Source organism: Pacificimonas sp. ICDLI1SI03 (genome assembly GCF_054740865.1).
In genome coordinates, this window is the sequence record NZ_JBSQAU010000001.1 from 533,304 (window position 1) to 553,910 (window position 20,607).

At 59.9% G+C, this 20,607-nt stretch carries 18 protein-coding genes and 1 tRNA gene; 9 read left to right on the forward strand and 10 right to left on the reverse strand.

The features are described from left to right. Positions 1–124 precede the first annotated feature (124 nt). Positions 125–1,486 (forward strand): IgGFc-binding protein, encoded by a 1,362-nt coding sequence (locus ACSMXM_RS02525; RefSeq protein ID WP_460313659.1) that lies wholly within the window; start codon positions 125–127, stop codon positions 1,484–1,486. A 131-nt stretch (positions 1,487–1,617) separates the two neighbouring features. Here the strand turns inward: ACSMXM_RS02525 and ACSMXM_RS02530 are convergent, their stop codons facing one another. The 3 genes from ACSMXM_RS02530 to fdhD are packed head-to-tail and all read right to left on the reverse strand — an operon-like array spanning position 1,618 to position 5,232. Beyond that, positions 1,618–3,924 carry an FdhF/YdeP family oxidoreductase gene (locus ACSMXM_RS02530; RefSeq protein WP_460313661.1) on the reverse strand — a complete coding sequence of 769 codons (2,307 nt, stop codon included), beginning with the start codon at positions 3,922–3,924 and terminating at the stop codon, positions 1,618–1,620. Position 3,925: 1 nt separating this feature from the next. After that, entirely contained in the window at positions 3,926–4,483 is a 558-nt protein-coding gene (gene mobA / locus ACSMXM_RS02535; protein WP_460313663.1) for a molybdenum cofactor guanylyltransferase, read from the reverse strand. Continuing rightward, positions 4,480–5,232 carry a formate dehydrogenase accessory sulfurtransferase FdhD gene (gene fdhD / locus ACSMXM_RS02540; protein WP_460313665.1) on the reverse strand — a complete coding sequence of 251 codons (753 nt, stop codon included), beginning with the start codon at positions 5,230–5,232 and terminating at the stop codon, positions 4,480–4,482. Before fdhD ends, mobA begins: the two co-directional genes overlap by 4 nt. Positions 5,233–5,451: 219 nt before the next feature. On the opposite strand from fdhD, the gene ACSMXM_RS02545 reads away from it, so the two are divergent. After that, on the forward strand, positions 5,452–7,164 hold the full coding sequence (locus tag ACSMXM_RS02545) for a M28 family metallopeptidase (protein WP_460313666.1): 1,713 nt from the start codon (positions 5,452–5,454) through the stop codon (positions 7,162–7,164). A gap of 95 nt (positions 7,165–7,259) precedes the next feature. Here ACSMXM_RS02545 and ACSMXM_RS02550 read toward each other — a convergent pair whose 3' ends face one another. The 5 genes from ACSMXM_RS02550 to ACSMXM_RS02570 form a co-directional block, all read right to left on the reverse strand. Further along, positions 7,260–8,306, reverse strand: a complete 1,047-nt coding sequence (locus ACSMXM_RS02550; protein ID WP_460313668.1) for a CNNM domain-containing protein — start codon at positions 8,304–8,306, stop codon at positions 7,260–7,262. Positions 8,307–8,389: 83 nt separating this feature from the next. Then, positions 8,390–8,494, reverse strand: a complete 105-nt coding sequence (locus ACSMXM_RS02555; protein ID WP_460313670.1) for a small membrane protein YohP — start codon at positions 8,492–8,494, stop codon at positions 8,390–8,392. Between the two features lie 124 nt (positions 8,495–8,618). Next, entirely contained in the window at positions 8,619–9,224 is a 606-nt protein-coding gene (gene leuD / locus ACSMXM_RS02560; protein ID WP_460313672.1) for a 3-isopropylmalate dehydratase small subunit, read from the reverse strand. Next, the gene (locus ACSMXM_RS02565) at positions 9,224–10,657 is read right to left on the reverse strand and encodes a 3-isopropylmalate dehydratase large subunit (RefSeq protein WP_460313674.1); all 1,434 of its coding nucleotides are present in this window, start codon (positions 10,655–10,657) and stop codon (positions 9,224–9,226) included. Before ACSMXM_RS02565 ends, leuD begins: the two co-directional genes overlap by 1 nt. A gap of 2 nt (positions 10,658–10,659) precedes the next feature. Continuing rightward, a complete protein-coding gene (locus ACSMXM_RS02570; RefSeq protein WP_460313676.1) occupies positions 10,660–11,832 on the reverse strand; it encodes a CaiB/BaiF CoA transferase family protein in 1,173 nt (390 codons plus the stop codon). A 207-nt stretch (positions 11,833–12,039) separates the two neighbouring features. Here ACSMXM_RS02570 and ACSMXM_RS02575 point away from each other — a divergent pair, with 207 nt between their 5' ends. From ACSMXM_RS02575 to ACSMXM_RS02600, 6 genes are all read left to right on the forward strand, one after another. Beyond that, entirely contained in the window at positions 12,040–12,834 is a 795-nt protein-coding gene (locus ACSMXM_RS02575) for a GntR family transcriptional regulator (RefSeq protein ID WP_460313678.1), read from the forward strand. Between the two features lie 115 nt (positions 12,835–12,949). Next, the gene (locus ACSMXM_RS02580; protein WP_460313680.1) at positions 12,950–13,903 is read left to right on the forward strand and encodes a hydroxymethylglutaryl-CoA lyase; all 954 of its coding nucleotides are present in this window, start codon (positions 12,950–12,952) and stop codon (positions 13,901–13,903) included. Further along, positions 13,900–14,595: an isochorismatase family protein gene (locus tag ACSMXM_RS02585; RefSeq protein WP_460313682.1), complete on the forward strand. Its 696-nt coding sequence runs from the start codon at positions 13,900–13,902 to the stop codon at positions 14,593–14,595. Before ACSMXM_RS02580 ends, ACSMXM_RS02585 begins: the two co-directional genes overlap by 4 nt. Beyond that, positions 14,592–15,512: a polysaccharide deacetylase family protein gene (locus ACSMXM_RS02590; RefSeq protein ID WP_460313684.1), complete on the forward strand. Its 921-nt coding sequence runs from the start codon at positions 14,592–14,594 to the stop codon at positions 15,510–15,512. The genes ACSMXM_RS02585 and ACSMXM_RS02590 overlap by 4 nt, the downstream gene beginning before the upstream one ends. After that, complete coding sequence (locus ACSMXM_RS02595) at positions 15,509–16,426, forward strand: polysaccharide deacetylase family protein (RefSeq protein ID WP_460313686.1); 918 nt, start codon at positions 15,509–15,511, stop codon at positions 16,424–16,426. The genes ACSMXM_RS02590 and ACSMXM_RS02595 overlap by 4 nt, the downstream gene beginning before the upstream one ends. Positions 16,427–16,458: 32 nt before the next feature. After that, positions 16,459–17,673 (forward strand): MFS transporter, encoded by a 1,215-nt coding sequence (locus ACSMXM_RS02600; protein WP_460313688.1) that lies wholly within the window; start codon positions 16,459–16,461, stop codon positions 17,671–17,673. Positions 17,674–17,805: 132 nt separating this feature from the next. On the opposite strand, the gene ACSMXM_RS02605 is transcribed toward ACSMXM_RS02600, so the two are convergent. Beyond that, positions 17,806–17,897 (reverse strand) — tRNA-Ser (locus ACSMXM_RS02605). Between the two features lie 64 nt (positions 17,898–17,961). After that, positions 17,962–19,044 (reverse strand): mannose-1-phosphate guanylyltransferase/mannose-6-phosphate isomerase, encoded by a 1,083-nt coding sequence (locus ACSMXM_RS02610; RefSeq protein WP_460313689.1) that lies wholly within the window; start codon positions 19,042–19,044, stop codon positions 17,962–17,964. A gap of 167 nt (positions 19,045–19,211) precedes the next feature. On the opposite strand from ACSMXM_RS02610, the gene ACSMXM_RS02615 reads away from it, so the two are divergent. Continuing rightward, positions 19,212–20,594, forward strand: coding sequence for a TIGR03013 family XrtA/PEP-CTERM system glycosyltransferase (locus ACSMXM_RS02615; RefSeq protein WP_460313691.1), 1,383 nt, complete (start codon positions 19,212–19,214; stop codon positions 20,592–20,594). Positions 20,595–20,607 lie beyond the last annotated feature (13 nt).

Below are 20,607 nucleotides of genomic sequence, written 5' to 3' on the forward strand. Positions count from 1 at the left end.
TTCGAATTTTGGATTGGGATTCAGGCAATTGGGAGAGCCATTTAAATAGTGGCACGGGAATTGCTTAACTTCGTCTAACTGTCTGTTGCGTATCCGTAAGTTTTCTTACTTTTGGAGACGTAAAATGAAACCGACAATGCTCGCGGGGGCGATGCTCGCGCTGATGGGCGGTACGGCCGCCAACGCAGCCGCCCTTTACTTCGACTTTAACCGGAATCTCGTGACGCCAGACGCCTCGGTATTTCTGTTCGGTGCGCCCGGGCAGAACGCAACCATTATGAACGCGGCTGGTTTCAACGAGAATGTCGTTCTGAATGCGGACGGCTTTTTTAATCAGGCTCTTAGCAACACATTTCAACAATCTGGCACGGCAACCGTTAACACCGGTTTTCAGATTACGTCGGCAGGCCCTCTTGGGGCGTATTTCGTCAACCGTGCCAATGCCAGTACCGACATGTCGTATCTTTTGGAGCGTGAGTCCCTCGGCACCGATTATGTCGTGGCCAGCCAGGGACAGGGGTTCGGTGAAGGCAGTCAGGTGATGATCCAGGCCGTGGAAAATAATACCACGGTTACCTTCTCGCCAAAGGGCGGCGCACCGATCAACGTGACGCTGCAGGCGGGGGAGACCTATAAATATTCCGGCGGCTCGACCGACCTGACCGGTTCCTTTGTTTCGGCGAACAGGGACGTGGCAGTGTCCGCGGGCCATGAATGCGCGCAGGTACCCGCAGGGCGTGTCGCATGTGACACCTTGATCGAGCAGATGATCCCCACCGATCGCCTTAGCCAGGATTATTACGTAACTGCGTCGGAGGCTGCAGGTGGCCTCGTCGGACAGGACCTTGTGCGTGTCATCGCGACGACCGCCAATACCCAGGTTCGGGTGGATGGGGTTCTGGTCGCAACGCTTGGCGCGGGCGACGTCCATGAATTCAGCGTTGTCGGGGGATCGGGTGCGCGGGTGCAGACCAGCCAGCCCGCTGCCGTCGCCCAATATCTGATCGGAACCGGCAGCACCGGACAATTGACCGACCCCGCCATGTCCCTGGTGCCTGGTGCCGATAGTTGGCTGGCGGAATACCGTCTGGCCACGCCAAGCGGCGGACAGGCATTCAGCGTGAATTACGCATCCATCGTCATCGACCTTGGCGATCTGTCATCACTGGCATTGGACGGTGCTGTGGTCGATCCGTCAGGCTTCACTCAAATCGGTTCATCCAGCTTCTACAGGGGCATTCTTGACTTGCCGCTCGGTTTGTTCGACCTGACGGCCGCTGGTGAATTCCTCGTGATGCTGGGCGGTGGTGATCAGGCCGACAGCTATCTGACATATGGCGGCGCCACCTTCGCACCAGGCATTTCCCCGCCACCACCGCCGCCGCCACCGCCGCCGCCTTTGGACATTCCCGCCCCTGGAGCGATCGGACTTCTGGGCCTCGGTGTTCTTGCGCTCAGCATGCGGAAACGCCGTTCGCAGGCCTAGGCGCTAAAGAGAGAGGGGGCGGGCCGAGGCGAACGGCCTGGCCCCCGATCTCTGCGATTATCGACATGTTCAAGGCTTGAAAGCGGGATCAAATATCGGTGTTGGCCCAGGCTATCACCAATATTGAAAATCTAGGCGGTTTTCTCGACCCGTACCGGTACGCCCTTGCTGGCAGGAGTCTTCGATAATTCTTCGTGGTACCAAAGCGGAATAAGCGGGTTCAGTTCAGGAAAATAACCGGCCAGCGTTCCGCGGGGCAGGTCGTAGGGCACGACACGAAACCCGCTCACGGCGCGACGTGAAACATCCGCACTTTCGTGATCAGTGGGAACGTCGGTAATCAGATCGATACGATCATTTTCTGCCAGCCCTTCCTTCACCATGTCTTCGGGCCGCATCATGATGATCCGCCGGTCGCCGGACAGGCCGCGCAGCCGGTCGGAATGGCCATAGATGGTCGTGTTGAACTGGTCGTTCGACCGCAGGGTCGCGAGGTGATAGCGCCCCTCCGCATCTCCGATCCCGCAGGCGTTCAGAACCGTGGGGTCGGTAAATTCGGCCTTGCCGCTGTCTGTCTTCCAGATCCGTTCCCGCGCGGCATTGCCGCGGTAAAAGCCGCCAGCCTGGTTCATGCGCGCGTTCATATCGTGAAATTCCGCCGGAAAAGTAGCGGCGATCAGATCGCGGACGCGTGAATAATCATCCGCCCATTCGTCCCATACGAGCGTAGGATTCTCGCTACCCAGCGTTGCCTTTGCCAGGGCGCAGACGATTGCGGTCTCGCTTTTCAAATGTTCGCTTGCGGGACTGCGATGGGAACGGCTGCCGTAAATATGGCTGAAACTGTCCTCCATACTGACCCACTGGCTGCCGCTTCCCTGGAGATCCTCTTCCGCCCGCACCAGGCAGGGCAGGATCCAGCTTTCCTTGCCGGGCATGCAATGCGTGGTGTTCAGCTTTGTGGCGACGTGAACGGTCAGTTCCATGTCCCCCCAGGCGCGATGCACCTGCTCGTGGTCCGGTACCGCGTGGGCCAGATTGCCGCCAAGGCCGATATAGCCCTTGTTGGTCCCCGCGATCGTCGCCTCCAGAAACTCTACCGTGGTGTGGCCGTCCTCCTGCGGGGTTTCGAGGTTAAACAGCTCGCGGTATTTTTCGACGGGCGCGAGGCTCACTTTTTCTGTGATGCCGACAGTGCGCTGGCCCTGTACGTTGGAATGTCCGCGAATGGGTGAGCAGCCAGCGCCCCTCCGCCCGATATTTCCGCCTAGTAGCAACAGGTTGACCAGAATGCCGATGGTCTGTGCGCCGTGGACGTGCTGGGTGACACCCATGCCGTAAATGCCCATCACATTGTCGGCATCGGCATAAATATCGCCCGCTTGTTCCATTTCCGCGCGCGTGATGCCGCTGGCGCGCTCAAGCTCTTCCCAGTTGGAAGCGCGCACTGTTTCGATGAAGGTGTCGAAGCCATGGGTGTGTTCTGCAATGAACGCCGTATCAAGGATGCGGTCGGCGCCGGATGCTTGGGCCTCCGCGTCACGCTGCAGTACGCGTTTGCACACGCCCATCAGCGCCGCAATGTCGCCGCCTGCGCGAACCTGGCAATACATGTGGTCCAGCTTGGTGGGCGAACCCACTGTCATCTGCACTGGATTCTGGGGATTGATGAATTCGCGTAAGCCCTTTTCCTTCAGCGGGTTGAACGCCAGGATCTTGCATCCGCGCTCTACCGCCTTCTGCAGCGTATGCAGGATACGCGGGCTGTTCGTGCCGGGGTTCTGGCCCATGTAGAAAATCACGTCGACATGGTCGAAATCGTCCATCTGACAGGTGCCGACGGATGACCCAATGACCTTTTTCAGGCCGACCGACGTCGTCTCGTGGCACATGTTCGAACTGTCGGGCAGATTGTTGTGGCCATAGGCGCGGGCGAACAGGGCATAGAGATAGGATGGCTCCAGCGCCGCCTTACCGCTGGCGTAGAAAGTAACCGCTTTTGGCTCCATCCTTTGCAATTTGGCGCCGATGGCGGCGAATGCATCGTCCCAGGACGCGCGCTCATATTTATCGGTTTGCGGATTGTAACGGACCGGCTCGGTCAGCCGACCTGCCTTTTCCAATTCGTAATCGCCCCACTCCCGCAGCTCCGACACGCTGTGCTGCGCGAAAAATTCCGGGGTGCAACGTGCCGTGGTCAGATCCCACAGCGTCGCCTTCGCGCCATTCTCGCAAAATTCGAAGACATGCGGATCCTCGGGCTTTGTCCACGCACAGGACGAACACATATAGCCGCCCGGCTTGTTCTGCGTTTTCAACGTCAGCGCCGCGCTGGGGCTGGCCTTTGCAGTTAGTTCGACGCGGGTAATGCCCTCCAGAGACCCCCATCCGCCAGTGGCGCGTTTATAGCCTTTTGGTTCGGGCAGATCTGCAGCCATGTCAGGGCTCCTTCGATAACAGATGCGAATGTTCGTTGAACGCCCGAAGCCGTTCCAAGTCTGCGAGGGTATTGATATTACTCAACTCGCTGGGAAGCGTAACCCCGCGCGCGCCGCACGCGTCGGCAAAGTTGCGCACAGACCGGCGTCCAGGGCCGGTAAGGATCACTTCGAGCGCAGGTAACGCGGCGGTGCGCCAAAGGCCCGCCACGGGAAGGTTCAGCAGATAGGCAGGGGCGGGGCTAAGCTGCTGCCGCAAATCGGGCGGCAATTCCACGACGTCGACCGGGATGCTCAGTACCTGGTCGAAATCATGGGAAAGGGCGTAACGAAGAGCGCCGGCCATGCCGCCCAGGGGGCCGCAGTCCGCCTGGGGCCAGTCAGCGATTGCGGTCACCGGGGCATCGCTCCTGCCCACGACGCAGATGTCGTCGCATTGCGGGCGCAGAGCGGCGATCGCCCCCTCCATCAATGTGCGCCCGTTCCATTCTGCCAGCGCCTTGTCGCTGCCAAAACGGCTCGACCGTCCGCCTGCAAGCACAGCGCCCAATATCCTCATCCCAGCACCCCGTGCGGGTCGTTCATGATCAGCGCGCCGTCATCACGCACCAGCGCCACCAAAGTGAGGTTCGCCTCGCGCGCCCGCGCCGCCGCCAGATCGGTCGCCGCCGAAACCGTCGCCAATGCAGGGCAGCGCGCCCGCACCGTCTTTTCCACCAGTTCATAGCTGCTGCGTGAGGAGAGCAGGATGAACCCGTCCGCCGGGTCGATAGCTTCACGCGCCAAATGCCCGATCAACTTGTCCAGCGCATTGTGGCGCCCGACATCTTCTCGTGCGGCAATGATTGCGCCGTCCGGTCCGCAAAAGGCGGCGGCGTGCATTGCACCGCTCGCCCGGCCCAGCGGCTGATGATCGCGCAACGCGCCCGCCGCCGCCGCCAATGCCTGCGCGTCCATGCGCGGTGGGGCCGTCAGGACGGGCAGGGGGCGCAGCACCTCCTCGATGGATTCCAGGCCGCACAGGCCGCAACTTCCCTCAACCAGCCGCAGGCGCAGGCGCTCTCGCAAGGGCTCGGCGCGTTCGTCTGGCACCATGGCGCGAACAACGGTGCCGTTTTCGACCGTCGCCACGTCGATCGAACGAAGGTCCTCGGCGCGATCTGCAAGTCCTTCGGCGAGCGCGAAACCAACCGTGAAATCTTCCAGATCTCTGGGCGTTGCCATCATCACCGCATAGGCGAGGCCGTTGAACTCGAAAGCGACCGGCCGTTCTTCCGCGAGTGCCCGGTCATATGACGCTGTACGCATAGTGGCGACATTAAGCCGGGTTGCGGGGGGCGGAACAGGTTGAACCATCATTACCTTCTTAACGCGCTTCGGCCTCGCCGCCCATTCGCCGAGCCATCTAATTCAACGGGCCAGCGAAATGCGCATCGTCGTACGCAGGCCAACATATGGGCAGGACAGCTGCTGCCTTGTGCTGCAATATGCGCTCTGCCAGATTGAGCAGCATAGAATACATGAACGATGTCAGGACTGGCCTTGAAAAAATTGCTCATTTCCGCCGCCTTTTCCGCGCTGCTGCTGTCCGCCTGCGCGCCTGAGGAACTGCAGGAGGATGCCGCAACCTCGCCGGAGATCGCCGTGCCCGATCTATCCGAACAAACCATGAAAGACGTAACGCGTCAGTTGGCCTCCGACGAATTCGAGGGGCGGGCACCGGGCACTGCCGGTGAAGAAAAGACCAAGGCGCTCCTGACGCAGAAATTCGCGGCGGCAGGACTGCAGCCCGGCAATGACGGCAGCTGGTTTCAGGAAGTACCCCTGATCGAGATTACCGCCAGCGAGTTTTCCCCGCTGACGATCAGCGGCGGCACAGAGCCGCTAAGCTATGATTTCGGCAAGGACTATGTGGCGGTAACCTATCGTGAGACACCCGCCATCGACGTTGCGAACAGCGAAATGGTGTTCGTCGGCTATGGCGTGAATGCGCCAGAGCGGGGCTGGAACGATTATGAAGGCGTCGACGTCAAGGGAAAGACCGTGGTCATTCTGGTGAACGACCCCGATTTCGGTACGGAAAGCCTGGAGGGAGATTTCGGGGGTCGCGCCATGACCTATTATGGTCGCTGGGCCTATAAATATGAGGAGGCGGCACGCCAGGGCGCGGCTGCCGCCCTGATTATCCACGATACAGCACCGGCCGCCTATGGCTGGAACGTCGTGGAATCGAGCTGGAGCGGACCGCAATATCTGGCCCAGTCGGACGATAAGGGTGCCGACCAGACGGTGGCCAATGGCTGGATTCAGAAGAACGTAGCCACAGAGATTTTCGCGGCGGCGGGTCAGGATCTGGACGCGATGATGACGGCGGCGCGGCGCCCGGATTTCCAGGCCGTACCGCTGGGGCTTAGCGCGTCGCTGTCTTTCCAAAATGACTTCGAACGCACCGTGTCGGACAATGTCATCGGCATATTGCCGGGCGCGGAACGCCCGGACGAATATGTGCTCTATACCGCACATTGGGATCATCTCGGCAGGTGCAAGGCGGCGCCGGATGGTGACGACATCTGCAATGGCGCGGTGGATAATGCCACCGGCACCGCAGCGCTCGTCGCGCTTGCCGAGGCCCATGCCAAGGCGGGGACGCCCGATCGCTCGATCGTCTTTCTGGCTGTGACAGCCGAAGAAAGCGGCCTGCTGGGTTCGCAATATTACGCCGACAACCCCGTCTATCCGCTGGCGCGTACCGTCGGCGGCGTCAATATGGACGCGTTTTCGATGGCCGGCCCAGCCAGCAATCTGACCGTCATCGGCATGGGCAAGAGCGATCTTGACGCATATCTCGCCAAGGCCGCGGAAGCCGAAGGGCGCATGCCAGAACGGGAACCCACGCCCGAAAAAGGCTATTACTACCGCTCAGACCATTTCAGTCTGGCCAAGAAGGGCGTGCCCATGGCCTATTTCAAGGGTGGCGAGGATCTGATCGAGGGCGGGCGTGAAGCCGGAAAAGCCGCCGCCGCCGATTACACCGACAATCATTATCACGGCCCCAAGGACGAATTTGACGAAAATTGGGACTGGTCTGGTGTGATGGCGGACCTGAGGCTCTACTATCGCATGGGCCGCGCCCTCGCCATGAGCAGCGATTGGCCCAATTGGAACGAAGGCGACGAATTCCGTGCGCTCCGCGACGAAACGGCAGACCAGCGAACCGGGGACGCGACTGGAACACAGTGATGGAAATGGTGAGGTCCTGAGGAAAGGAATTCATTCCCGCCCACACAGGCATTGGCCGCTAATCGACCGGACGCCGCCGTTGGTCGACGCGCGCGCTATTCCGCCGGAGCACGAGCATTCGAGGTGCGCCGCCGCGACAATTCGCGTGCATATTCCTGAAGATCCGGCACCTCATCCAGTTCGTCGATGATTTCGAACCCGAAGATCGTTTCCAGCACGTCCTCCAACGTGACGAGGCCGAGGAACGTGCCATATTCGTCCATCACTGCCATGATGTGATGACGGTCGGTAATCATCTTGTGGAACAGCTTGTCCACGGGCAGCTTGTTGAGAACGCTTGGGAGCGGGCGCACCAGATTTTCGAGGCCCTCGTCGGCGCGGCCGTCAGAAAGTTGTCCCAGCACCTCATGCTTGATGACGAACCCTCGGATTTTTTCCGGTTGGCCTTCGAAGACCGGAATTCGTGTGTGAGGGGCTTCCCTGATCTTCGCAAGATCCGCCGGCGTGGCCCGTATAGGGATTGAGAAAACGACGGTTCTGGGCGTCATCACGTCGGATGTGGCGACGGCGTGCAATTGCAGCATATTCTTCATGAAGCGGACTTCGCCACTCTCGATTTGGCCGGAATCCAGCCCCAAATTTGCGATTGCCAGCAATTCCTCCCTGTGACGGGGACGGTCGGCGGGCTTTCCGCGGGTGATCAGGCGGGTCAGTTGCCGTGAAGCCCATACCAGCGGCGCCAGCGCCTTGATCAGAATTGGCAGTACCCACGTGGTAAAGGGCGCCAAGCTGCCGGCGTAGCGCGCGCCGATCGTCTTCGGGATGATCTCGGTAATCACAAGGATGGCCACTGTCAGTATTGCCGCGAAGATCGCCTCGCCGCCCGCGCCGTAAAGCTTCGCATATTGCGCGCCCGCTCCGGCAGCGCCCATCGTGTGCGCCACGGTATTGAGCGTTAGAATCGCCGCCAAAGGGCGTTCAACGTCATTCTTCAACTTTTTCAGCTGTGGTGCCCACGCAGCACCCTTTTCCTCGGCCGAACGAATTGTGGAGGGGGTGATCGTAAGAAGGGACGCCTCCAGCAGTGAACAAAGGAAAGAGATAACGAGCGCAAGCGCGACGTAGAAAATGAGTAAGGTCATGATCCCGATCTATAGACGGCTCTTCAGGATCGGGAAACAGCTCCGCCGCATTTGCTGCGCGAAGGACTCGATCGCTTAATCGATCAGAATATCAGGACTAATAGTCCGCTCACAATCAGAAGGCCGATCAGGAAGATCACGCCAATGGTACAGCTTAGAACGTCAGCCTTGTTTTTTTCCCTCTTCACCAAGGAGAATTGTTAAGCCGCGTGTGAGTTCTCTCGATGCCTTACGGGACGGTGTTTTCTCAAAGCGGATGTTCAGGACGCCTTGATTGACGCACCTGCGGCAGGCCTTACCAGGATGATTGTGTCAGGCTGAGGGCAATACGCTCCAGGCCCACGGCCGGGCGGTGCGATCCGCGCTTTCATGTGCGGTGATCGCAGGTTCATCGCGCAGTGTAAGGGCGATGGGGTCGAGGCCCTCAAGCAGCATCATCTTGCTTTCGGGATCGATCTCAAAGGTCCATTCGTGATCGTTCGCGCTGACAGTTTGCGAGGCGAGGTCGATTTTCACGACCAGCCCCGCTGCCGCAATCGGCCCGGGCTCCATCACGATGGGAAGCATGCCGTTGCGCACGCAATTGCCATAAAAAATCGGGCTGAAACTGGGGGCGATGACGGCACGAAATCCATATTCGGCCAGCGCCCATACGGCATGTTCGCGGCTTGAACCGCTGCCGAAATTGCTGCCACCCAACATGATCTGCGCGCCGTCATACTCGGGGCGGTTAAGAGCAAATTCCGGGTTGGGCACACGCGCATCGACATCGGTGTAGCGCCAGCCGGCAAACAACCCGTCCGACAATCCGGTCTTGCCGACCCCCTTCATCTCGCGGGAGGGGATTATGATGTCGGTGTCGATATTATCGCGGATCAGCGGCACCGCGATAGAGCGAAGGGTCGTGAACGGCTCCATCAGGCAGGCTCCTCCTCCAAGGGCGGAAGCATCGCGGGCGCGGCGATTGATCCGGCGATGGCGGATGCGGCAACGGTTGCCGGCGAGGCGATATGGGTGCGTGTGCGCGGGCCCTGCCGATTTTCGAAATTGCGGTTGGTCGTGCTGATCACCCGTTCCCGGTCGCCAAAGCTTTCTCCGCCAGCAAAAAAGCACATGGAGCAGCCGGCCTCGCGCCATTCAAATCCGGCATCGCGGAACACTTGGTCCAGTCCTTCTTCCTCGGCCGCAGCCTTCACCATGGTAGATCCGGGGACACAGATTGCGCGAATTCCGGGCGCTACCGTCCGCCCCTTCAGGATTTCGGCTGCCGCACGAAGGTCGGAAAGGCGGGAATTGGTGCACGATCCGATGAAGGCAGCATCTATGGGGAGGCCGACGATCTCCTCGCCTTCGGACACTCCCATATACTCGCTGGCCCGGCTGTGTGCTTCGTCGCTGGTCTCGGCGGCCCCTGCGGGCATTTGGTTCCGGCTTGGCACGGCGGCGCCCAACGCCACCGATTGCTGCGGACTGGTGCCCCAGCTGATCATCGGGCTCACGTCGGCGGCATTGATGTGTACTTCTTGCGCAAACGCCGCATCGCTGTCGCTGCAGAGACTTTGCCATGCGCTGACGGCCGCGTCCCAGTCCGCGCCTTCGGGTGCGTAGCGCCGCCCTTTCATGAATTCGATCGTCTTCTCATCCGGCGCGATTACCGCGGAAAAGGCGGCCAGTTCCGTCGCCATGTTGCACAAAGTCATTCGTTCATCGATGGACAGTGCGGCGATCGTCGAACCGGCATATTCAACCACATGTCCGCGCGCGCCGCCTGAACCGAGCCGGGCAATAATATAAAGTGCCAGATCCTTGGCGGTTACCCCTGTTTCAAGGACCCCGTTGATGGTGATGCGCATTTCTGCGGGACGCTTCACGCGCAAGGTGCCGGTTGCCAGCGCATGTTCCGCTTCGCTGGACCCAATGCCCCAGGCCATGGCCCCCAGCGCCCCCTGTGTACAGGTATGGCTGTCGGGGCAGATCAGGGTCAGGCCGGGCAGCACGATCGCGTTTTCAGGTGAAATTACGTGCACAATTCCCTGCCGTGGATCGCCCAGGTCGAACAAGGTGGCACCGGCCCGATTGGCTGCATCGCGCGTGACGGTGATGAAATCCCGCCCGGTCGGCATGATGGTCTTGTCGGTTCGACCGGGTAGCGTATCGACGACATGATCCATGGTGACGAACACGCGCGAGGGATCCCGCACCGGAACGCCGCTTTCCTCCAGCGTCTTCATGGCGATGCCGCCGGTGCGTTCATGCAGTAAGATCCGGTCGATCAGCAACAAGGCGGCGCCCTCGCCTAGGTCGCGAACCTGATGCTGATCCCAGAGTTTCGAAAAGAGCGTGGAGGGCATCGCTATTTTCCGGCTTTGGCGGTCTGATCGCGTATTTCGGATCCATGTTCGTCGATGCCGGGAAGGTCGCGGAACAGGCCCGGCCTGCTGCCGTTGATTTCCAGCGGAAGCGCGGGCAGGCTGGCAAGTGTGCCATCGGCCAGGTGCACATTCACCATGCCGCCTGCAGCATTAAGGTGCGCGTCGTCGACCAGCTCGTCGGGCCTCACGATGGGGGCAAAGGGCAGGCCAATCTTTTCCAACTTGGCGACCAGCGCGTCGCGGTCCATGGTCTTGAATAGGGCAGACACGGTCGAGATGATTTCGTCCCGTGCCAGTACGCGTTCATTGTTTGTGGCCCATTCCTCGCGCGCGGCGAACTCGACCAGGTCAAAGGCATTGCAGAAGGTCTGCCACTGACCATCGCTGACAACGCCGACGAACAGCTGCTCGCCTTCGTTGGCGGTTTCAAAGACGTCGTAAATCGCCCAGGCCGATACGCGTACCGGCATTGGCCGTGCCGCCTCTCCGGTTACCGCCTTTTGTGCGATATGTTGGCCGACCAGGAACGCGGTGGTTTCATAGAGGCTGCACTTGATCTCGCTGCCCTTTCCGGTGCGGTGCCTTTGTTCCAGTGCCGCCAATATGCCGATGACCCCGAACATGCCGCCGGTAATGTCCACCACCGACGATCCAGCGCGCAGCGGACGTCCTGGCGGTCCCGTCATATAGGCGAGGCCCCCCATCATTTGCGTGACCTCGTCCAGCGCAGTGCGGTTTTCATAGGGGCCCTTCAGAAAGCCCTTCGCCGAACAATAGATCAGCCGTTCGTTGACCTGGGATAACTCTTCATAGCCAAGCCCCAGCCGTTCCAGCGTGCCCGGGCGGAAATTTTCGATTACGATATCGGCATCGGCACATAGATCCTGGGCCGTCTTCAGTCCTTCGGGATCCTTCAGGTCCAGACAGATGCTGCGCTTGTTGCGGTTGAACATCGGGAAATAGCCTGATCCCGACCCCAGCAGCGTGCGTGTCTTGTCGCCGTTTGGCGGCTCCACCTTTATCACGTCCGCGCCCAGGTCTGCCAGGATGACACCCGCCGAAGGCCCCATGACCATGTGGGTAAATTCGATCACCCGGATGCCATCCAGCGGCGCGGGAGAATCTTCGATATGCGGATTTGGCGTGTTCATCATGATCCCTGCTGCGAAAGCCGTCCGGGCCAAGGCGCGACGAATGACGTCGAAACAAATGGCTTTGCGGCATATTGATATAGAGATAATACAAATGGTCCGAATTGCGCAACCCGCAGTTCTCTGGACTGATTCAATCCATCCGCTTGGTGATCAAACGCTCTTGCTTGATTGAAAGGCTGGAGGCCCGGCGGACAGATGCTGGATGACATGAACAAAATGGCGATACGGCAAGAAGAACCAGCGGATCCGCCGCGCACCCGCGCAGGGGCCATTCCGCTTTATCATCAGATATATGTGGGTTTGCGGGACGAAATCGTCCGCGGCATTCGCGCCCACGGTACTTCGCTTCCGACGGAAATGGAGCTGGCCAAGAATGAGGGTGTGTCACGCATCACCGCCCGACGCGCGCTGGATGAGCTTGCGGCAGGTGGCTTCGTCGAACGACGACGACGACATGGCACGCGCGTTACGTATCGGACCCCAAATACGTTGGTGGAATCCGACATCGACCAGGCGGTGGAATCGCTCATCGCGTTCGGCCAGAATACAAAGGTAAAGGTGCTCGAGGTCGCATTGGTTGCCGCTGGTGCGGCGCTGGCGACCCAGCTCGGCGTAAAGGAAGGGGATCAGCTGATCCGCGCTGTGCGCCTGCGCTTCAGCAAAGGCGGACCGTTAGGCCTAATTGTCAGCCATATGCGCAGCGATCTCGGCATAGAGGTTACGCCGGAAAGACTGATGAAGGCGCCCATCCTCTCGCTTCTGGTCGACGCGGGTCTCGGCATCGGGGGCGCGGTGCAGACGATTGAGGCGACTGTGGCCGAAAGTGACATGGCAGAATTGCTCGAATGCGAACCGCTTGATCCGATCCTCATCATCGAACGACAAGTCGAGGATGGTCAGCAGCGGCCAGTACTCGTCACCCGGGCGAGTTATCGCGCTGATCGTTATCGAATCACGCTGGATATGCATCAGCATGGACAGTTTTCTCCCCGGTTCAGCTGATCCCTGGATTTGCAGCCTTCGCTGGTGTCGAGAGAGATGGGAGCTGTGCTTGCGTTTCGTCTCATTTGATATATTTGTAGTACAAATGGAGTGAAGTGGAGTCAGGTCAGCGGTCATGGATATTCTCGTCAGCGAAGTGGGGCCGCGAGATGGCCTGCAGAACGTAAAACGTACTATGCCGACGGAGGCGAAGAAGGCCTGGGTCGACGCCCTCGTCGCGGCTGGCGTCGCAGAGATCGAGGTCGGCAGCTTTGTGCCGCCCAAATTAATCCCACAACTGGCTGACACCGCGGAGGTGGTGCGCCATGCGTCCAGACATGATGGACTGGCCGTGGCGGTTCTCGTGCCCAACAGCCGGGGCGCGGCCGATGCCATTGCTGCGGGCGCGGATAAACTCACCCTGCCGCTTTCGGTTTCGGAGACACACAGTCTCGCGAACCTGCGAAAGACGCACGATCAGGTGATTGAGGAGGCAACGGCTATCGCCGCACTGATCCGCGAATTGCCCCATGACCGCCGCCCTCATTTCGAAGGCAGCCTTTCGACGGTGTTCGGATGCACGCTGGAAGGGGCGATTCCCGATCGTCAGATTCTTACCCTTGCGGAACGGCTGATGAAGGCCGGCTGCGATGAAATCGGCATGTCGGATACCACCGGCTATGCAACGCCGGGCGAAGTGCGGCGGCTCGTGAAGCTGGTACGGGGGGTGGCGGGATCGGACGCGGTCACTGGTCTTCACCTTCACAATACACGAGGGCTCGGCCTCGCCAATGTGCTGGCTGGGCTGGATGTCGATATCACGACGTTCGATGCCTCCCAGGGCGGCTTGGGGGGATGCCCCTTTGCCCCCGGCGCCAGTGGCAATATTGCCACTGAAGATCTCGTCTTCATGCTGGAATCCATGGGCCTCTCCACTGGTATCGACATCGGGAACCTGATCGCGGCGCGTACCATCGTGGAACAGGCTCTGCCGGAAGAACCGCTTTACGGCTTTGTTGCTGATGCGGGTCTGCCGAAGGGCTGGACCCCGGCGGTGGAAAATATCGAAAAGACAAGGATGGCCATATGAGCATTGTCGGCACCCGCATGACAGAAGACAATCGAACCGCGCGGCAGATTTTTGAAGACGTAATGGCAAATCCCGCGCGCGCGCGTTTTGGTTTTGGCCAGAAGGTGGCGATCGTGAATGTCGATCTACAGAATGTCTATACGCGGATCGACCGATACAAGACCGCCTATGAAACCGATCCGCGCCAGATCGAATATGTGAATATGATCTCCGCAGCCGCGCGCGAAGCGGGGATGCCGGTGATCTGGACCCACGTTGCCTTTATGGACAGTGCTGCCGATGCAGGCGTCTGGGGCACGCGCACCAACACGCCCGACAGCCTGCAGAATATCAAACTGGATAGCGACCGCCACGCCTTTGACGAGCGCTGCGCGATCGATGAAAGCCGGGACGCGATTTATACCAAACGCATGCCCAGCGCCTTTTTCGAAACGCCTCTGCAAAGCCTTTTGGTCTGGCACAAGGTCGATACGGTTGTGGTAACCGGCGGGTCGACCTCGGGCTGTATTCGCGCCACCGCGGTCGATAGCCTGAGCCGGGGATACCGCACAATCGTCCCCATTGAGACCTGCGCCGACAAGCATGAAAGCTATCACTTCGCCAATTTGACCGACCTGCAGCTTAAATATGCCGATGTCGTACCGGTGCAGGAGGTGATCGACTGGTTCGCGAAATCGGGGGATTCGGCATGAGGGAAGGAGAGCGCGATCCCGGGCTCTATGGCTTTCGTCCCTGGCGCGACCGCCCGGAAATCGCTTGGCCCAGCGACAAGAGAGTGGCGGTCTGGGTATCACCCAACATCGAATATTACGAGATAGATCCGCCCGCCAATCCGCATCGGAAGGCATGGCCCAAGGTTCATCCCGACATAATTGGCTACGGCCACCGCGATTATGGCAACCGCGTCGCCCACTGGCGCATGGCCGATGTCATGACGAAGCACGGCTTTCCCGGTTCTGTTAGCCTCTCGGTTGCGATGTGCCAGCATCTGCCCGAAATCGTGGCGGATGCCGATGCGCGGGGCTGGGAGTTCTTTAGCCACGGGATTTACAACACGCGCTACAGCTATGGCATGGATGAGGCGCAGGAGCGTGCGATCATAGAGGATTCCATCCGCACCGTGCGCGATGCGACCGGCCAGACGATAAAGGGTTGGTTGGCCCCGGCGCTGACCCACACGCCGCGCACCTTGGACCTGATCTCAGAATATGGGCTTTCCTATACCTGCGATCTTTATCACGATGATCGACCGAACCCCGTAGAGGTCCGGAACGGAAAGCTGATCTCCATGCCCTATAGTCTGGAGGTTAACGACCATTACGGCTTCTTCGTCTATAATATGAGCCCGCGCGAATATGCCGATACGCTAATTCGCCAATATGACCGGCTTGCTGCGGAAGGAGGCACGGTCATGTGCATCCCGCTGCACGCCTATCTGATCGGCCAGCCCCACCGCATTGGCCCGTTCGAGGAGGTGCTGCGCCACATTGCGGCTGACGGGCGCGCATGGATTACCCGCAGCGGCGACATCGCCGATCATTTCATGGCCAGCGGTCAATATGAAGAAGCTATGGCCGACGTCGCGAAGTACGAAAGTGCGAAGGCATGACCATCGTTCCGGAATATCTAGAATATCCTATGCGACGCAAAGGGATGGATCACGACCTTTATCCGTGGTCCGCAATGAAGGACCGCCCGTCGCTTGACCTGCCGGGCACGTCGAACGTCGCCGCGGCGATTCTGGTAAGCCTGGAATGGTTTCCCATCGTTCCGGGCAGGGCCCCCTTCACGGCGCCTGGGCACATGCAAACCGCCTATCCCGACTATCGTCACTATACTGCCCGCGAATATGGTACGCGCGTCGGGTTTTATCGGCTGCTGGATGCATTCGATCGCTTCGGGGTCAAGGTGACCGTGGCGGCCAATGCCATTATCGCGTCCCGCTATCCTGCCATTATCGACGATATTCTTGCGGCAGGGCACGAGATCGTCGCCCATGGCTATGATATGGATAGCACGATCGACAGCACCGTTGCGGAGGCAGACGAACGGGCGATGATCGTGAAAAGCCGTGATCTGCTCGCCTCTGCCATCGGCAGCGTGCCGCGCGGATGGATGTCGATCGCCCGGCAGGAAAGTTTCAACACGCCGCGCCTGCTGGTGGAGGAAGGCTTTCATTATTGTTTGAACTGGGTGAACGATGAACTGCCCTACCGGCAGAATACGCCGGCGGGTGAACTGATGGCAATTCCCTATAATCACGAATTGTCGGACCGGCAGATCATCACGGTTCAGCAGCATTCGGCGGAAAGCTATGCCACACAGATGCAGGACGCCTTCGCATGGCTGGAAAGCGAAAAGGACCAGCGCGTTCTGCCGCTCCATCTTACGCCCTATATTATGGGCCTGCCTTTCCGCATGAACGCATTGGAAGAACTGATCGCCTGGATGGCGCATAGGGGCGCAGGCTTTGTCACGGCCGCCGATCTCTACAAGGCCGCTGCGCGCGACGCTGGTCTCTGACCAGACCCCACATCCTATCAGGGGCGAATTATATGGCCGCACGCAGCGTTGCGCAGGAATTTTCGGACGATTGGCCTGTGGTCCTTCTTGCCGCGCTGGCGATCAGTGTCGGCATGATGGGCATCGGTTTTTATTCGCTAGGCCTTTTCGTCGCGCCGCTGCAGGCGGAATATGGGTGGAGCAGGGCGGCCGTGTCGGGCGCTGCCACGTTCGAGCAGCTGGGCATTTTTCTATCTGCTCCGATCGTGGGGCGTCTCGCGGACCGGTACGGCGCACGGCCGATCGCCATTATCAGTTACATACTAACACCCGTGGCGTTCGTGGCACTCTCGATGACGGGACCGTCGGTCGTCGCCTGGTACGGCCTTTGGTTGCTCGCCGCGATGGCCGGGTGCGGCACGACTCCTGCCATTTGGGCACGGGTCGTGTCGGTGCGGTTCGATGCGGGACGCGGCCTTGCGCTGGGGCTGATGCTGGTGGGGACGGGGGTGGCCTCGATCCTTGCGCCGGCTTTGCTGGGGCAGGTAATCGCGGAGCATGGATGGCGTTCGGCAATGCTCGTGATGGGCGGGGCGATCCTCGCCATCGGCCTGCCGGTAAGCCTGTTAATGCCACGCGACGACGTCAGCGCCGGGGCCGGTGATGCGACCAGCCCTCGTAAAAAGGGACGGTTCGAGGCGAATAGATCATCAGTCCTTTTGACCCTGATCGCATTTCTGCTGGGCTTGGTCGTCGCGGGTTTGATCGTCCACCTTGTTCCCATGCTGATCGATGGCGGCATGGATGTCCGGGGCGCGGCCAATGTCGCCGCGCAATTGGGCGTGGCGATTCTGGTGACCCGGATCATCGCGGGATATTTGTTCGACCGTTTCCACGCGCCTTATGTGGCCGCGATCCTGCTGCTGTCTCCGGTGGCCGCCAGTCTCATTCTCCTGAACGGCGGACCGGTAATCGTTGCTGCCCTGCTGCTGGGTGTGGCGGCAGGGGCCGAAGTGGACATGCTTGCCTATCTGACGGGCCGCTATGTCCAGATGGAAAATTATGGCGCGTCCTATGGCACTATATTGGGATTGTTCTGCCTTGGCGCCGCGATCGGTCCGATGCTGTTCGGGTGGACCGTCGACATAACGGGCGACTATGACCTGATCCTGACGATCTCGACCGGGGTCCTGCTTCTGGTCGTTTTCGGCATCGCAGTGCTGGGCCCTTACCGATCGCAAGACACTGGGTTCGCGAAGACGCTATAGGCGACTTTCTTGCGGGCATGTCTGCCCAACCCCTGGCATTCTCGGTACAGCGCGTTCACTCTAATAATATGAACTTATGGCGGCTTGATGGGGCGTTCGTTCACGGAAGGCGGAACGACACAAACAAGCCGCTGGCGGACACGGAGGGATTCGAACCCTCGGTACGGGATAAACCGTACGGCGGTTTAGCAAACCACTGGTTTCAGCCACTCACCCACGTGTCCGCGCTTGGCCGTGCCCTTCGGAAAAGGGCCAGGGCGCGCGCTATACCGGACGGCTGCCGGGGTTTCAACGGGGTTTCGGTGGATCTTCTGTTTCGCGGCGGGCGTCCGCCTTCAGCCGCTCGACGATCTTCTTCACCTCTTGCGCGCGGGTGCGGGGCAGGGCGACGACTGCATCCTCCGTTGCGACCAGCACGATATCGTCCAGGCCGACTGCAGCGGCCAGCGTTCCTTCGGCCCAAACGAGCGTGTTGCGGCAATCCTCCACCATGGCGTCGCCGATGACCGCGTTGCCGTCCGCGTCCTGTGGCAAGACGGCGTGCAGTGCTTCGAAGCCGCCAATATCCGACCAGCCCATGCTGACCGGAACCACGGCCTTCCTGTCGGCTGGCTCCATGACGGCATAGTCGATACTTTGTGACGCGCAGGCAGAAAAGCGCTCCGCATCTGGACGGATGACGCCCTCGGTGGTGGTTGCGCCGCTCCAGGCGGCGGCGGCGTCTTCCGCAATATCCGCCGCGTTCGCGCCGAGCGCGTCGAGATAGGTTTGGGCCCGCATCAGGAATATGCCGGCATTCCAGTAATAGCCGCCGGCCTTCACATAGGCTTCCGCCTTTTCAAGGGCCGGCTTTTCGTGAAATTTTGCCACACGCATGCCCCGCTCGGACAGTGCCTCTGCCGCCTCGATATAGCCATAGCCGGTTTCCGGTCGATCAGGTTCGATCCCGAAAGTGACGAGCCAGCCATCCTCCGCAAGCGGCGCCGCCGATGCGACGGCAGAACGAAACGCATCCTCGTCGGCGATCAGATGGTCTGACGGCATCACCAGCATCAGATCGTCGGGGGCGCTTTCGGCGATCATATGGGCGGCCAGCGCGATGGCGGGGGCGGTATTGCGCGCCGTGGGTTCCAGGATCAGCGCCTGAAGGGCAGTTCCGGCCAGCGCATCTTTCACCAGGACTTCATGAGCGTCGCCGGCCACGATGATTGGGTCGGCAAAATCCGACCCCGACGCGCGGGCGACCGTGGCCGCGATCATGCTGATGTCCTGGCCCAGATTGAGCATCTGCTTCGGGCGACGCGTCCGTGACAATGGCCATAAACGGGTGCCACTGCCCCCGGACAGGATGACGGGCCAGATCTTCTTCATATCGCAGCTATCCTATTCGTGGTGTCGATGCCCCAATAGCAAGTTCATCGCCAGCGCCAAGCCAACGCATGGAAATCGTAACCTTTGCAAACTAGGGGACGGATAAATCGCTTAACCCTATAACGCCCAAACCCGCGTCAAGATTCAGCCAGGGACCTCCCCATTACGTGATTCGCCTGTTTAAACATTATCTGCCGCGGCCATTGCTGATCCTGGGCCTGTTCGAGATGGTACTGGTGTTCGCCGCCGCGGTGCTCGCCTGGAAGGTCGCGTGGAACCTGGCCGATGCGGATATGCCGCCGATGCGCGACCATCTGCTGGAAAGCCTGATCTATACCATCACCGTCTACATGATGATGCTGGGTTTTGGCGCATATCAGCTTTCGTCTTTCCGTTCGTTCCGTATGACCGGCGCCCGCCTGAGCGCGGCGATGCTGATGAGCATCGTCATTTTGTCGCTACTGCTTCTGGTGGCGCCCACATTGGACGTCTGGCGCAGCGTTCTGTTCTTTGCAGTCGTCTTTTCGTTTTTATTCATTGTCCTTACGCGGATCCTGTTCCTGGCCATCATCGGCTGGCGCAGGTTTCGGGAGCCTATCATCGTGATCGGCACCGGCGCACAGGGCAGGCGCATGGTGGAGCGGTCCGAGGACCCCACCGCCGGGTTTCGAATCGTCAAGCAGCTCAGCCTTTCCCGGGTAAATGCGGAAGAAGGATCCGAAACGCTTCAGGATATTCCTTCGCTGGCCGATTTTTGCGCGCGCAACGAGGTGGAAGAAATCGTTCTCGCCCTCGATGAGCGGCGCGGGTCCTTGCCGACGGATACGCTGTTGAAGGCGAAATTGTCGGGTGTCCGCGTGACTGATATGTCTACCTTTCTGGAGCGGATGACGGGCAGGGTCGATCTTGAATCGGTGCGACCGTCCTGGCTTATTTTCTCGGACGGATTCCTGGGGTCTTCCACCGGTGCGGTCGTGTCGAAGCGGCTGTTCGATCTGATCGCGAGCGGCCTCCTTTTGTTGCTTTCGTCTCCGATCCTGCTTGTCAGCGCGCTTGCGGTACGGCTCAGCAGCCCCGGACCGATCTTCTACCGGCAGGAGCGGGTCGGCCAGTTCGGCAAGGTGTTCGAAGTCATGAAATTCCGGTCCATGGTTCAGGACGCGGAAAAGGATGGCGCCGTCTGGGCGCAGAAGGGGGATGCGCGTGTCACCTCTGTCGGCCGTATCATTCGGGCCACGCGCATTGATGAAATTCCGCAGATATTCAATGTGTTCAAGGGTGACATGAGCTTTGTCGGGCCCCGACCGGAGCGCCCCGTTTTTGTCGAACAGCTTAGTCGCCAGATCCCCTTTTACGATGAACGCCATGTCGTGAAGCCGGGTATTACCGGCTGGGCGCAATTGAATTATCCCTATGGGGCGAGTGTCGAAGATGCTCGTCACAAGCTTGAATACGACCTATATTATATCAAGAATTACAGCCTTTTCCTGGACATTGTGACCCTGATCCAGACTGTCAGGGTGGTCGTCTGGCAGGATGGCGTCAGATGACAGGGCGTTCGCT

Excerpts from the sequence above, each read along its gene's own strand:
- ACSMXM_RS02525 (WP_460313659.1), top strand. The coding sequence starts at position 125 with ATGAAACCGACAATGCTCGCGGGGGCGATGCTCGCGCTGATGGGCGGT.
- ACSMXM_RS02530 (WP_460313661.1), bottom strand. The coding sequence starts at position 3,924 with ATGGCTGCAGATCTGCCCGAACCAAAAGGCTATAAACGCGCCACTGGC.
- mobA (WP_460313663.1), bottom strand. The coding sequence starts at position 4,483 with ATGAGGATATTGGGCGCTGTGCTTGCAGGCGGACGGTCGAGCCGTTTT.
- fdhD (WP_460313665.1), bottom strand. The coding sequence starts at position 5,232 with ATGCGTACAGCGTCATATGACCGGGCACTCGCGGAAGAACGGCCGGTC.
- ACSMXM_RS02545 (WP_460313666.1), top strand. The coding sequence starts at position 5,452 with ATGTCAGGACTGGCCTTGAAAAAATTGCTCATTTCCGCCGCCTTTTCC.
- ACSMXM_RS02550 (WP_460313668.1), bottom strand. The coding sequence starts at position 8,306 with ATGACCTTACTCATTTTCTACGTCGCGCTTGCGCTCGTTATCTCTTTC.
- leuD (WP_460313672.1), bottom strand. The coding sequence starts at position 9,224 with ATGGAGCCGTTCACGACCCTTCGCTCTATCGCGGTGCCGCTGATCCGC.
- ACSMXM_RS02565 (WP_460313674.1), bottom strand. The coding sequence starts at position 10,657 with ATGCCCTCCACGCTCTTTTCGAAACTCTGGGATCAGCATCAGGTTCGC.
- ACSMXM_RS02570 (WP_460313676.1), bottom strand. The coding sequence starts at position 11,832 with ATGATGAACACGCCAAATCCGCATATCGAAGATTCTCCCGCGCCGCTG.
- ACSMXM_RS02575 (WP_460313678.1), top strand. The coding sequence starts at position 12,040 with ATGAACAAAATGGCGATACGGCAAGAAGAACCAGCGGATCCGCCGCGC.
- ACSMXM_RS02580 (WP_460313680.1), top strand. The coding sequence starts at position 12,950 with ATGGATATTCTCGTCAGCGAAGTGGGGCCGCGAGATGGCCTGCAGAAC.
- ACSMXM_RS02585 (WP_460313682.1), top strand. The coding sequence starts at position 13,900 with ATGAGCATTGTCGGCACCCGCATGACAGAAGACAATCGAACCGCGCGG.
- ACSMXM_RS02590 (WP_460313684.1), top strand. The coding sequence starts at position 14,592 with ATGAGGGAAGGAGAGCGCGATCCCGGGCTCTATGGCTTTCGTCCCTGG.
- ACSMXM_RS02595 (WP_460313686.1), top strand. The coding sequence starts at position 15,509 with ATGACCATCGTTCCGGAATATCTAGAATATCCTATGCGACGCAAAGGG.
- ACSMXM_RS02600 (WP_460313688.1), top strand. The coding sequence starts at position 16,459 with ATGGCCGCACGCAGCGTTGCGCAGGAATTTTCGGACGATTGGCCTGTG.
- ACSMXM_RS02610 (WP_460313689.1), bottom strand. The coding sequence starts at position 19,044 with ATGAAGAAGATCTGGCCCGTCATCCTGTCCGGGGGCAGTGGCACCCGT.